Raw genomic sequence first — 12923 nt, 5'->3', positions numbered from 1 at the left:
TGCTCCTTCCCTCGGTCAGGACAGTTCGGTGACAAAGCGATCGAGTGCCGCCGCCAGGGTGTCACGGATGCTGACTTCGATCCCGAAGGGGTTCTGGTCACAGGCGGCGACGCGGATGTCGCCGCGCAGGTGATTGGCGTAGGCACGTGCCAGCTCGCGCGCGCCGGCCGCGTCCTCGGCGGTGGCGTTGTGGCCGTCGCCCAGTTCCAGCATCGCGGCCAGCAAGGGCACCTTGAAGTTGCCTGTGACCGCATTGAGGCCGAACTCGGCAATCTCCTTGAGCTCGCTGTCGTCCTGCTCACGCAGCACGCGCTGCAGCCGGCTGATCTGCTCATCGACCGACTCGCTGGCCTCGCGCAACTCACTCGAGATGCGGCGCCACTTGGCCGGGAACTCATTGCCCAGCGGCGACTCGCCGCTGGGCGAACCTGCGCCGCCGCCGCCGCGGGATGACAGCATGTCCTGCAGTGCGCGAAGTACAGCCATCGCGCCGTCGAAGTCCTTGGCCTTGGCCAGTTCACCCATGCGGGCCACCAGCGCGGCGACCCGGGGATCCCGGGAGGCGCCGCCCGTGGCCTGGACGATGGCCGGCTGCAGGGCCTTGAGCCGGGCCATGAAGTCGGCCTGGCTGACACCTGGGGGCGCCGGCGACACCTCGGGTGACTGCGGGGCAGGCGGCGGCGTGCCGGTCTCGTCCTGGGCTGTGGCGGCGTCATCCTCGTCGTCGCGCTCCAGTGCCGTGCCGTCCTCGGCCCACAGCACGACAGCGCTGACGCGGAAGCCACAGGCCTTGAGCGGCCCCCGAACCTTCTTGGTCAGGCCGCTGAAGGGTTTGTCCACGCGCAGATTCAGCACCCGATCTTCGATCCACGCCACGCCGTAGCATCCCTGCTTGATGTCCTGCTCGTCCTGCAGGCGACGCAGCAGCGTGCGGCCGGAGACCTTGGCGTGCAGACACAGTGCAGCGGGTTTCTTGAGCTTCGGGTTCGCGTCGATGAAGGCGAAGTTCGGTCGGTACTCCGGCTTGCGCTGGCACATCATCAACTGCGCCAGCAAACGCTTGGGGTCGAAGAGCGCGGCGACGGCGGCATCAGCGTCATCACCCTCGTCCTCGGAGCCTTTTTGTTCCGCCGCCAGGGCCTGGCGCGCCTCCTTGAGGGCGGCCGCCAGCTCCTTGCCCAGGGTGTCAAGGCGCTTCTGGTGCTTCTGGGCCTCAGCGATGATGTCCTTGCAGGCCTCCAGGGTGGGCTTGGCTGCGTCCTTGGCCTTGGCCTGCTTTGCGGCGGTATCCGAGGCGGTGCTGATCAACTTGCCCAGCGCCTCGGCCAGACTGTCCCAGGCGTCATCCCGGCTGCCGTAGGCCTTGTCCAAATCAGCCAGGCTGCGGACCTTGCGCACGCTGGCGATGTCCCAGACGGACCAGTCCACACTCTGGTGCCGCTTGTGCAATGCCTTGAGCGCCTCGCCCACATCACTTCGAGGGGGAAGTGATCCTTTCTTCCGATCCCAGTGTCCGGGATCGAGCGCATCGGGAAACTCAAGCACAGCCATCTGCATCCTCCTGCCTTGGGGAGCGCCGATTCTAGGATTGGCCTGGGCGGCTCACTCGTCGGGGCCTTCCCCAGCTGTCGGCAGGGATACGACAGGTTGGCGCGCAGCGGCCCCGGCCCACCGCGTGGACACGCGACTGGGCCAGCGCCAGGTCGGCCTCAACGCTTGACAGCCGCCTTGAAGTCGGCGTCGTCGAACAGCTGGCCGATGAGCTTCTGGTAGAGCGCGCCGTACTGGTTGAACGCCGCCGGGATGGCGACCGCGCCCATGAACGACGACTCCCATTCGGCCGCAGCCACCAGCTCCTTGTCGAAGACCTGGGCACCGTCGCGCTTGACCTGGAAGCGGGCCGCCAGGCGGCCGATGCCCTTGCCGATGCCGGCGTCCAGGTTGTTGTCGGTGATCGTGCCCGAGACCACGATGCGGCCATCGGTGGACAGCAGGCCGGCGCCCTTGAGCTCGGCGGCCAGCTGGTCGCGCAGTTGCACCGCAAAGCTGCCGCCCTGCGGGGCGATGGTGTTGCCGCCACGCACGCTCAGGCCCTTGTCGGCGTCGGCGGCCTTGCCGGGCGCGGCCTTGAACTCGCCGACGCCCATGGGGGCGGGCGGGCTGCTCTTCAGGCGCTCGACGTTCGGAGCGCTGGCGGTGACGGGAACGGTGACCGAGGCACAGCCGGTGGCGAGTGCGGCCACGGCGATCAGGGACAGGCCGGCCACGCGGCGGCCGGTGGCGAGGAAGACAGACGTCATGGTGTGCGGGATAGGAGAAATGGGGGGGGACCGGATCAGCGGCCGGCGAAGGCCGGGTCGCGCGACAGCTCGTTGAGCAGTTGGCTGACGACCTGGCGGCTCATCGTGAACACGGCGTCGCCGACGCTCTCGGCCTTGGTGGCGTTCTGCGGCGCGCCCGAGGCGCCCACGGTGGTGTGGATCGCATGACGGGCCGTCTTCACCACGGCCGAGCCACCACCGGGCGGCGTGTAGCGCGCGGTGCAGACATAGCCGTCCGACACCTGGGTGCCGGCCAGTCCGAAGGTCAGGCCCGTGACGAAACCCTTGGTGAAGGCGTCGTCCGACAGCGGCACGTTGTTGATCGTGATGCTCAGCAAGCCGGCGCCCGGATCAGCCTGTTCAACGACGGTGCTGAACAGGCCGCTGTCCTTGACCTGGTTCACCACCCGGCCGCGCACCAGCTCACTGGCGCGCCCGTTGGGCGCGCCCTTCGTCTGGAACTCGAAGAACACCTGCACCGGCTGCGCCCGGGCCGGCTTGGCGAACTGGGCACTGGGCACTTCAGGCACGCCGTTGTCGACGTAGACACTGGCGCATCCGCTGAGCAGCAGGCTCAGCAAGAGGGCGGCGAACGGGCGCCACCACCGGGCGCCGGTGCGCCAGGCAGTCAAGGTCATCATGTGGGTTCTCCCTGGAACTGATGTGTGGTCGGCCAGCCTGGTCGATGCCGCAGCAGGCTGCGGGCGACTATAGCGGCGCGGCTCGATCCTGCCAGTCAGGGTGATCTCGGAGCGTAGGGCTTGTCAGTGCTCCACGGTTTCCTCGAAGCGCGCGATGATCGCCCGCACCTCGTCCATGCCATGGCGCAGCGCCGCCACGCACTCGGCATCGACCTTGCCGGCGCGGGCCATGGACTCCAGCGTCTTCAGCGAGTCCTCGATGGCGAACGCCGGCTTGTAGACGCGCCGGCTGGTCAGCGCGTCGAAGACATCGGCCACGGTGACGATGCGCGCTTCGATGGGGATGTCGTCGCCGCGCAGGCCTTGCGGGTAGCCGCTGCCGTCCAGGTATTCGTGGTGGTGGGCCACCAGGCGGCGCAGGATGTCGATGCCGCTGATGCCGCCCAGGCGGAAGTCGATGATCAGGCGCTCGATCATCTCGCAGCCCAGCGTGACGTGGCGCTGCATCTGCTGGCGCTCTTCGGGGGTGTACAGGCCGGGCTTGAGCAGCAGGGCGTCGGGCACGCCGATCTTGCCGATGTCGTGCAGCGGCGCGAACAGGAACAGCTGTTCGATGAACTCGTCGCTCAGCTGGCGCGGACCGCTCAGGCTGCGCGCGATCAGGCGCACGTAGCGCGACATGCGGTCGAGGTGGGTGCCGGTTTCCACGTCGCGCAGGTGGGCGAAGTCGCGCGCCACGCGCATCGAGCCCACCAGCGCCTGCACCGCGATCACCTCGTGGCTGATCATCAGCGCCACCAGCTGGGTGTAGACCTCCAGCCGATCCACCACCTCGGGCGTGAAGGCCTCGGGCTGCAGCGAGTCGTAGAACAGGAAGCCTTCGAAGGTGTCGCCGTCGAAGATCGGCACGGTGTAGGACGATCGGTAGCCCTGCTCGCGCAGCCAGTGGCTGTGGGCCGTGTCGGTGGCCGGCAGCAGGTCCAGGCGGTCCACCACCCGGGCGCGACGTTCACGGGCCAGCGCGCCCAGGCTGGGGCTGTCCGACAGGCGGTACTGGTAGGCCCGCAGCGGCTCGCCGTGCGCGGTGCTGTTGACGAAGGTCTTGAGCAGGTCCTCGGCCGGGTCGTAGAGCGCACAGGCCATGCGGTCGATGGCTGGCGCCACCCGACGCAACTGACCGTGCAGCGCGCCGATGCGCTCGCTCAGTGACTGGGTCTGGGCCGGGGGGAGGACCCACGCGGGGGCGTTGGATGCTTGGGTCATGGAGGGTACGCTGGGGTACTGCATTCAGCGTGGCCGCAAGGTTAACGAGGGCAGGCCCGCCGGGCAAGCGGGGCGCGGGATCGACCTGTCGCGCAGCGGTGACAATTCCCGCATGTCTGCTCCCCGTTCGCGCCTGGCGCTCTACCTTGACCTGATCCGCTGGAACCGGCCGGCCGGCTGGCTGCTGCTGCTGTGGCCCACGCTCAGCGCGCTGTGGATCGCGGCCGACGGCTTCCCCGGCTGGCACCTGCTGGTCGTGTTCACCGCCGGCACCATCCTGATGCGCAGCGCCGGCTGCTGCATCAATGACGTGGCCGATCGCGAGTTCGACCGCCACGTCAAGCGCACCGCGGCGCGGCCGGTGACCAGCGGCGAGCTGCCGGTGAAGGAGGCGCTGGGCCTGGGCGCGGTGCTGGCGCTGGCGGCCTTCGGCCTGGTGCTGACCACCAATGCGCCGACCATCCTGCTGTCCTTCCCGGCACTGGCGATCGCGCTCGTCTATCCCTATGCCAAGCGGGTGGTGGCGATGCCACAGGCGGTGCTGGGCGTGGCTTTCAGCTTCGGCATCCCGATGGCCTTCTCGGCGGTGCTGGGCGGCGCCGAGTGGAGCCTGTCGGCGGTGGGCGCGGCCGTGCCCTGGCAGGCCTGGGCGCTGCTGCTGGCCAACCTGTTCTGGGTGCTGGCCTATGACACCGAATATGCAATGGTCGATCGCGACGACGACCTGCGCATCGGCATCCGCACCTCGGCCATCACGCTGGGTCGCTTCGACGTGGCCGGGGTGATGGCCTTCTACGCCATCCACCTGGTCGCCTGGGGGGCGCTGAGCCATTCGCTGGGGCTGGACCGGCTGTCCTGGCTGGGCCTGGTGGCCGCGGGCTTGCAGGCCGGCTGGCACTACACGATGATCCGCACCAGAAGCCGCGAGGGCTGCTTCCGTGCCTTCCGGGTCAACCACTGGCTCGGTTTTGCCGTTTTCATGGGCACGGTGCTGGCCACTGCCTGAGCACCCCGACAACCCACCCAGGAGGAGCCCATGTCCATCAACCGCCGCCACTGGACCCTGGCCCTGCTGCTCGGCAGCCTGGCCGGTGCTGCCCGCGCCGAATCGCTGGAACAGCGCTTCCGCGGCTTCCTGGACAAGCTGCGCAGCCAGGGCCGCCAGCTGATCGAAAGCCGTCTGCCGGGCCTGAACGAGGCGCGCACCCCCACCATCACCCGCCGCACCGACAACCTGCCGCTGGGGCAGGGCGAGCTGGCCGTTTTCGTGGCGCCGGGCTGCCGCCTCTGCAACGACGCGATGGCCCAGTTGCGCAAGCTGAAGGTGCAGTTCGACGTGCTGGACCTGGGCAAGAGCGCCACCGCGCGGCAGTCGCACGCGCTGCTGGGCTCGCCCGACCTGCCAGTGATCCTGATGCCCACGCAGATGCTGGTGGGCTACACCGCCGCCAAGCTCAACGAGGCGCTGGCGCTGGACCAGCAGACACTGTCCCAGGTGCCGATCTGACCGCGCGCGCCGGCGCGGTCAGGCGCGGCCGAACTCGTCGCCCAGCTCCGCCGCGCGCCGCGCCGCCGCGTGCACTGCGGCCACCACCGTGGCCTTCATGCCGGCGGCCTCCATCGTGCTGATCGCCGCGTGCGTGGTGCCGCCCTTGCTGGTCACCCGCTGGCGCAGCACCTCGGGGCTGTCCACCGATTGCGCCGACAGCGCCGCCGCCCCGGCAGCGGTGCCCTCGGCCAGCTGGCGGGCCTGGGCCGGGCTCAGGCCCAGCTCGGTGCCGGCCTGCACCATGGCCTCGATCAGGTAGAAGAAGTAGGCCGGGCCCGAGCCCGACAGCGCGGTCACCGCGTCCAGGTCGCGCTCGGCGTCCACCCACAGCAGGCGGCCGGTCGGGGCCAGCAGGGCCTCGGCGCGCTGGCGCTGTGCGCTGCTGACCGCGGCACTGGCATGCAGGCCGGTCATGCCCTGGCCGATCAGCGCCGGCGTGTTGGGCATGCAGCGCACCACCTGCGCGCTGCCGCTGGCGCGGGCGATGGCCTCGCTGCGGATACCGGCCATCACGCTGATCTGCAAGGCGCCGCCGATGTGCGCGGCGCAGGGCGCGGCGGCTTCGGCGAAGAGCTGCGGCTTGACCGCCCAGACCACCGTGTCCACGCCCTGCAGCGCCGCACCGGCGGCGTCCAGCACCGTCAGTCCGAACTGCTCACGCAGCCGGGCCGCCTGCTCGGCCCAGGGTTCCACCACGATGAAGGCATCGGCCGGCGCGCCCGCGCGCAGCAGGCCGCCCAGCACCGCGCTGGCCATGTTGCCGCCACCGATGAAGGCGGTGCGGCCCAGGGAAGTTGAAGCATTCATGGCGCGCAGTGTAGGCGCGGCCTGGGGCCGGCGCGCGCATGCCAAGGGCTGGCGCTGGTCATGCATGGCCTGCATGCATGAACGGCCGGAACAGCAACTATGCAAAGGTTGCATGAGGCTCGGTGACAAATTCGGCGCCACCCCGCCTACAGTCCGCCCCCATGCCGAACGGGCCGGCTCACAAGGCCGGTGACGGCTGATCCAACATCCCTGGAGACACACCGATGACCGAACCCCTGTCCTACGTCCACCCGACCCCCGACAGCCCCTGGGGCACCTACCTGATGCAGGTCGACCGCGTGGCGCCCTACCTGGGCCACCTCTCGCGCTGGATCGACACCTTGAAGCGCCCCAAGCGCGCGCTGATCGTCGACATCCCGATCGAACTGGACGACGGCACCATCGCCCACTACGAGGGCTACCGCGTGCAGCACAACCTCAGCCGCGGCCCGGGCAAGGGGGGGGTGCGCTACCACCCGGACGTGACGCTGGAAGAGGTGATGGCGCTGTCGGCCTGGATGAGCATCAAGAACGCCGCGGTCAACCTGCCCTACGGCGGTGCCAAGGGCGGCATCCGCATCGATCCCAAGAAGCTCTCGCTGAAGGAGCTTGAGCGCGTGACCCGCCGCTACACCAGCGAGATCGGCATCATCATCGGCCCGCAGCAGGACATCCCGGCGCCGGACGTCAACACCAACGCCCAGATCATGGCGTGGATGATGGACACCTACTCGATGAACACCGGCGCCACCGCCACCGGCGTGGTCACCGGCAAGCCGATCCACCTGGGCGGCTCGCTGGGCCGCGTGAAGGCCACCGGCCGCGGCGTGTTCGTCACCGGCCGCGAGGCGGCTCGCCGCATCAACCTGGACCTGCAGGGCGCCCGCGTGGCGGTGCAGGGCTTTGGCAATGTGGGTTCGGCCGCGGCCGAGCTGTTCGGCCAGGCCGGCGCCAAGATCGTGGCGGCGCAGGACCACACCGGCACCATCTACAACGGCAACGGCTTTGACCTGGCCGAGCTGATGCCGCACGTCAAGGCCACCGGCGGCGTGGGCGGCTTCAAGGGCGCCGAGGTGATGGGCAACGAGGAGTTCTGGGATGTCGACTGCGACATCCTGATCCCCGCCGCGCTGGAAGGCCAGATCACCGCCGACCGCGCCCGCCGCGTGAAGGCCAAGATGGTGCTCGAGGGCGCCAACGGCCCCACCGTGCCCAGCGCCGACGACATCCTGGCCGACCGCGGCATCCTGGTGGTGCCCGACGTGATCTGCAACGCCGGTGGCGTGACGGTCTCGTATTTCGAGTGGGTGCAGGACTTCTCGAGCTTCTTCTGGACCGAGGACGAGATCAACGTGCGCCTGGACAAGATCATGGTGGGCGCGCTCAAGCGCATCTGGGAGGTGGCCGACCAGCACCGCATCACGCTGCGCACCGCCACCTTCACGGTCTCCTGCGAGCGCATCCTGCAGGCCCGCGTCGAGCGCGGTCTCTATCCCTGATCGCCTGGCGGCACACCGCTACCATGGGGGCCTTCCAAGGCCCCTTTTTCATGCCCATGATGCTGCGCCGCTCCCTGCTTGCCCTGGCCGCCACACTCGTCAGCGTCCCGCTGGCCCAGGCCCAGTCCGCCTGGCCCACCAAGCCGGTGCGCATCGTCGTGCCGGCACCGGCCGGCTCCTCGCTGGACATCATCGCCCGGCTGCTGGGCGACAAGCTCAAGGACCGCTGGGGCCAGGCCGTGGTGGTGGAGAACAAGCCCGGCGCGGGCGGCATGCTGGGCACCGACGTGGCGGCCAAGGCGGCGCCCGACGGCCACACGATCGCGCTGTCCTTCAACGGCCCGATCGCCTTCGCGCCCTACCTGTACGCCAAGGTGCCCTACGACGCCGCCAAGGACCTGGTGCCGGTGGTGATGACCACCTCGCAGCCCAATGTGCTGGCGGTGGGCGCGCATGTGCCGGTGAAGACGCTGGCCGAGTTCATCGCCTGGGCCAAGGCGAAGAACGGCGCGATGAACTACTCGTCGCTGGGCAACGGCAGCTCGGCCCACCTGACGATGGAGCTGTTCCTGGTCGAGATCGGCGCCAAGGCCCAGCACATCCCGTTCAACGGCTCGCCGCCGGCCGCGCTGGCGGTGGCCCAGGGCGAGGCCGACGCCTGCTTCATGGTGGCCCCGGCGCTGATGGCCCATGTGCGCAACAACAAGGCGCGCCTGCTGGCCGTCAGCAGCAGCCAGCACCCCGACAGCCTGAAGGACCTGCCGACCATGGCCTCGGCCGGCCTGAAGAATGTAGAGAGCCTGGCCTGGAACGGCCTGTTCGTGGCCGCCGGCACGCCCGAGGCGGTGGTGGCGAAGATCAATGCCGATGTCAACGCCACGCTGGCCGATCCAGCGGTCAGGAGCGCGCTGGACGCGCAGGGCCTGACGCCGGTGGGCGGCAGTGCCGCGGCGTTCCGCCAGGTGGTCGAGGCCGACAGCGCCCGCTGGGGCGCGGTGATCCGCAAGCTGGGGGTTAAGCTCGACTGAGGTTTGTTCTCGCCGTGCGGTAAGTTGAACAGCGACGTCGCGTCATACTGTGGCGACGCCGTCGACGGATCTGGCGAGATGCGGCGGCAGCTAGCTCAACCTAAGGAGGCAGGGCTAATGAGATTTGAGTCGGTCCACTTGACCAACTACCGGTGCCATCGAGATTTGCATGTGGCGTTCAAGCCTGGCTTCAATGTCGTAGTTGGCGTAAACGGTAGCGGCAAGACATCGCTATTGAAGGCACTGTGCGACGCGTTGTTGACGGGCTTCAGTCAGTACATGTCGATTTCCAGCGTGGTCGCAATGGATGACCCCAACGTCGCCACCTTGCTTGGGCACGCTGACCACGGACGCATTCGCTTCGAGTCGCAGTATCCTGTCAAAGTCGTTGCTGTCGCCGAGGTCTTCGACCACGAAAGTGTGTGTATCTGGACTACGCAGCGGACCAGTCAGGTTGACGGCGCAGTTTCAGGTGGAACGCCGCCGGGCCTTGTCTGGCAAGGGATCCAACAGGCGGTTGGTCCGACTGCCCAGACGACCCGAGCCAAGTCGTCTCTGCCTATCATGGCCTTCTACCGTGCCAATCGGCATTGGAGCCAAAGTCAACCACAGGAAATACAGGCGGCTGCAACCCGCAGTGGGCGAACCGATGGCTATGCGTCTTGGTGGGATGCATCTCTGGACGCTACTGCACTTCAAGCCTGGGTCATTGGCAAGTGCCTTGAACGCTTCCAAACATCATCTGAGACTGGTGTGGCCTTCGATGCCATCGACAACGACGAATTAGCCTTGGTCAATCGCGCTTTGGGCGACGCCGTAGAGGGCGCCAAAGGCCTGAAGTACGACCTCAAGCAGAAAAGCCTGTTGATGGAGTGGCGGTCGTTGGGCGATAACGATCGCCAACCGACGGCCTTCGAGAACCTTAGCGACGGTCAACGGGCAGTCATCGGGCTGGTGGCCGACATTGCGCGGCGTATGTGTCTGCTGAACCCGCAACTGGGCTGGGATGTGACGCAGAAAACACCCGGGGTGGTGCTGATCGACGAGTTGGACATGCACCTCCATCCCCGCTGGCAGCGCATCCTGACCAGCGGCCTCAAGCGGGCCTTTCCAGCTGTCCAATTCATCGTGGCAAGCCACTCACCGCAGGTGCTGGGTGAACTGCGACCCGACGAAATCATCCTGCTCAGGAATGGTCAGACAGATCATCCACAGGTCAGCTACGGCCTGACCTCCAGCCAAGTCCTGGAGGAGATCATGGGTGCCGATGCGCGGACGTCAGATGTTCAGGCACAGCTGGATGCCCTGTTCGAGGACCTGGAGCGCGGTGAGTTGCCCTCTGCGCAAAGGCGACTGACAGCGCTGGAGTCGATTGCGCCAGGCATTCCTGAGTTGTCGGGTGCCAGGGCCTTGCTTCGTCGCAAGGAAGTCCTGGGTCGATGAAGCGGGTCATCAAGCAGGCTGAGCCTGTGGGCTTTGCTCAATGGAAGGCTCAAGCCAACGCGGATTGGCAGCCGACCTACGATGGTTTGCAAAACCCGCAGAAGCGCGAACTGCACGAATCGCTTCTTTGCGAACAGGGTTGGGTGTGCTGCTACTGCGGGTGCCGAATTGACTTTTCAGACAGCCACATAGAGCACTTCCGGCCGCAGGAAGCCCGCCCAGACCTGGCGCTCGACTATGGCAATCTGCATGCATCGTGTATCCGCGAGACGCGCCCGGGTTTGCCACTGCACTGCGGGCACGCCAAGGGCAGCGACTTCGATGAGGCACAGGCCATTTCACCGCTCGACATGGACTGTGAGCGTCGCTTTTTGTACTCGCTGGGTGACGGCAGGATCTACCCGACAGACCGCGACGATGAGGCGGCCGACTTCATGTTGAAGATCCTGCAACTCGACATCAGCTTCCTTCGGGAACGTCGTGTAGAGGCTCTGCGACGGGTCTTTGACGATGCCTTTGTGACCTCGGCAAGCGACGAGGAGTTGAGCCAACTGGCCGAGGGTTTTCGAACGCCTGATGCGGCGGGTCGACTCGACAACTTCGGTCACGTTGTGGCGCGATACGCTGAGCAAATGCTGGGTCGCTGAGCGGTCTGAGGTTGACGGTTATAGGCGCCGCTCAGCTGAGCCGGAGCAGGTTTCCGTCGTCACACACCCGCCCCTCGGCCAGCAGCTTGCCCAGGTGGGCGCGCAGCGAGCGCAGCGCCAGCGCGTGGCGCGAGCTGGGCACATCGCCATACACCGTGGGCACCAGCGCCTCGTCGCTGCAGGGGCCCAGCGTGCGCAGCGCGTCCAGCACCTTGGCCTCGCGCGCCAGGCGGTGGGCGATGAGCTTGCGCAGCTCGTCGTGCGGGCGCGCCATCAGGAAGCCGTGGCCGGGGGCGAACCAGTCCAGATCGATGGCCAGCAGCTTCTCCAGCGCGCCCAGGTAGGCGGCCATGTCGCCGTCGGGCGGGTTGATGACCACGGTGGAGCCCTGCATCACGTGGTCGCCGGTGAACAGCAGCTTCTCCTCCTCGAGCAGCCAGCAGACATGGTTGGCGGCGTGGCCGGGCGTGTGCACCGCACGCAGCGTGCAGCCCTCGCCCAGCAGCAGCCGTTCGCCGTCGGCCGGCGCGTGGTCGGGCGCGAACACCGTGTCCTGCCACTCGGGGTGTACCGCCGCCAGCCCCACCAGCGGGGCGCCGGTCAGGGCGTGCAGGCGCTGCGCGGCGGGCGAATGGTCCTTGTGGGTGTGGGTGACGATGATGCGCGTGATCGGCCGGCCGGCGGCGGCCTGCAGCACGGCCTGCAGGTGGGCCTCGGTGTCGGCATCATCGGGGCCGGGGTCGAGCACCGCCAGCGGCCCGCCGGGTGCGCCGATCAGGTAGGTGTTGGTGCCCGGGCCGGTCATCACCGAGCCGTTGCCGCAGGTCACGCGCATCACGCGCTCGGACAGCGCCACTGCGCGCAGCGGCGGCAGCTCGAACCAGATGTCGCCGCGGCCCTGCGGGTCCAGCCGGCCGATCTCGGCGTAGGCCCACTCATCCGGCAGCACCGGGCGCACGCCCTGGGCGTTGCAGCCCAGGCGCGGCATGTGGCGTGGCGGGTTCACCCGTGCGGCGGCCTCGTCCAGGATGGCCTGCACGCTGGTGAATCGGCCCAGGTCCTGCAGCGTGCGGCGGGTGACCGGCAGCAGCTTCAGGCGGCGCTCCTTGTCCAGCGCCTGCGCCGGCGTCAGCCAGGCGATCTCCAGCGCCTCGCCCTCGTCGGCCTGCGGCTGCTGGCCGTCGGGCAGTCGGGCCACGTAGAAGCGGGTGTCGAAGCGCTTGGCAATGCCCGGCGGCGTCAGCCAGTGGCTGTGATAGACCAGGGCCGAGGTGGCCAGGCGCAGGTCGTGGCGCTGGCACAGCGCGACGAAATCCTCGCCGCTTTGCATCGCGTGGCGCTCGGCCACGGCCGCCGGCAGCGAACCGTGGGCGAACAGCAGGCCCACCTCCTCGAAGCACTCGCGCACCGCGGCCACCGCGTAGTCCAGCGCGCCGCGGGCCAGGCCCAGGCGGGTGCTGTGGGCAGCGTCGTCCTCGCCGTCGCAGTGCTCGTGCAGCAGGCCGTCGGTGGCGTCCAGCACGCCGCCGGGGAAGACCCAGACGCCGCTGCGGATGTCGCCGTCGCGCTCGGCACGGCGCAGCATCAGCACCTCGGGGCCGCTGTCGCCGTCGCGCAGCACCACCACGCTGGCGGCCAGGCGGGCGCCGGCCAGGTCGGGGTCGTTCGGGTTCAGCGGGGTCGGGGGCATGGCGGCAGGGCGTCGGGGCGAAGCCGCCAGTCTAC

12 protein-coding genes are annotated in these 12923 nt (G+C 68.5%); 6 read left to right on the top strand and 6 right to left on the bottom strand.

Annotation, left to right across the window (positions count from 1 at the left end; genetic code table 11):
• Window positions 1-15: 15 nt before the first annotated feature.
• The 4 genes from KAK07_RS07535 to KAK07_RS07520 form a co-directional block, all read right to left on the bottom strand.
• Entirely contained in the window at window positions 16-1428 is a 1413-nt protein-coding gene (locus tag KAK07_RS07535; RefSeq protein ID WP_210859968.1) for a hypothetical protein, read from the bottom strand.
• 281 nt (window positions 1429-1709) lie between these two features.
• A complete protein-coding gene (locus KAK07_RS07530; protein WP_210859966.1) occupies window positions 1710-2300 on the bottom strand; it encodes a hypothetical protein in 591 nt (196 codons plus the stop codon).
• A 35-nt stretch (window positions 2301-2335) separates the two neighbouring features.
• The gene (locus KAK07_RS07525; protein ID WP_247660968.1) at window positions 2336-2962 is read right to left on the bottom strand and encodes a hypothetical protein; all 627 of its coding nucleotides are present in this window, start codon (window positions 2960-2962) and stop codon (window positions 2336-2338) included.
• Window positions 2963-3085: 123 nt separating this feature from the next.
• Window positions 3086-4225 carry an HD-GYP domain-containing protein gene (locus KAK07_RS07520; protein WP_210859964.1) on the bottom strand — a complete coding sequence of 380 codons (1140 nt, stop codon included), beginning with the start codon at window positions 4223-4225 and terminating at the stop codon, window positions 3086-3088.
• Window positions 4226-4337: 112 nt separating this feature from the next.
• Here KAK07_RS07520 and ubiA point away from each other — a divergent pair, with 112 nt between their 5' ends.
• Together ubiA and KAK07_RS07510 are read left to right on the top strand one after the other, a co-directional pair.
• Window positions 4338-5231 (top strand): 4-hydroxybenzoate octaprenyltransferase, encoded by an 894-nt coding sequence (gene ubiA / locus KAK07_RS07515; RefSeq protein ID WP_210852539.1) that lies wholly within the window; start codon window positions 4338-4340, stop codon window positions 5229-5231.
• A 30-nt stretch (window positions 5232-5261) separates the two neighbouring features.
• Window positions 5262-5732: a glutaredoxin family protein gene (locus tag KAK07_RS07510; protein WP_210852536.1), complete on the top strand. Its 471-nt coding sequence runs from the start codon at window positions 5262-5264 to the stop codon at window positions 5730-5732.
• An 18-nt stretch (window positions 5733-5750) separates the two neighbouring features.
• On the opposite strand, the gene proC is transcribed toward KAK07_RS07510, so the two are convergent.
• Window positions 5751-6581 carry a pyrroline-5-carboxylate reductase gene (gene proC, locus KAK07_RS07505; RefSeq protein ID WP_210852534.1) on the bottom strand — a complete coding sequence of 277 codons (831 nt, stop codon included), beginning with the start codon at window positions 6579-6581 and terminating at the stop codon, window positions 5751-5753.
• Between the two features lie 224 nt (window positions 6582-6805).
• Between proC and KAK07_RS07500 the strand changes: the two genes are divergently transcribed.
• The 4 genes from KAK07_RS07500 (at window position 6806) to KAK07_RS07485 (ending at window position 11198) form a co-directional block, all read left to right on the top strand.
• Window positions 6806-8080: a Glu/Leu/Phe/Val family dehydrogenase gene (locus KAK07_RS07500; protein ID WP_210859962.1), complete on the top strand. Its 1275-nt coding sequence runs from the start codon at window positions 6806-6808 to the stop codon at window positions 8078-8080.
• A gap of 59 nt (window positions 8081-8139) precedes the next feature.
• Window positions 8140-9108 carry a Bug family tripartite tricarboxylate transporter substrate binding protein gene (locus KAK07_RS07495; RefSeq protein ID WP_247664283.1) on the top strand — a complete coding sequence of 323 codons (969 nt, stop codon included), beginning with the start codon at window positions 8140-8142 and terminating at the stop codon, window positions 9106-9108.
• Between the two features lie 78 nt (window positions 9109-9186).
• The gene (locus KAK07_RS07490; RefSeq protein ID WP_310740715.1) at window positions 9187-10551 is read left to right on the top strand and encodes an AAA family ATPase; all 1365 of its coding nucleotides are present in this window, start codon (window positions 9187-9189) and stop codon (window positions 10549-10551) included.
• On the top strand, window positions 10548-11198 hold the full coding sequence (locus tag KAK07_RS07485) for a retron system putative HNH endonuclease (protein ID WP_210859958.1): 651 nt from the start codon (window positions 10548-10550) through the stop codon (window positions 11196-11198). The genes KAK07_RS07490 and KAK07_RS07485 overlap by 4 nt, the downstream gene beginning before the upstream one ends.
• Before the next feature lie 31 nt (window positions 11199-11229).
• On the opposite strand, the gene KAK07_RS07480 is transcribed toward KAK07_RS07485, so the two are convergent.
• Window positions 11230-12888: an MBL fold metallo-hydrolase gene (locus KAK07_RS07480; protein ID WP_210859956.1), complete on the bottom strand. Its 1659-nt coding sequence runs from the start codon at window positions 12886-12888 to the stop codon at window positions 11230-11232.
• Window positions 12889-12923 lie beyond the last annotated feature (35 nt).

Source organism: Ideonella alba (genome assembly GCF_018069875.1).
Classification (GTDB): domain Bacteria; phylum Pseudomonadota; class Gammaproteobacteria; order Burkholderiales; family Burkholderiaceae_C; genus Ideonella; species Ideonella alba.
This window is presented reverse-complemented; position numbering and strand designations above follow the sequence as displayed.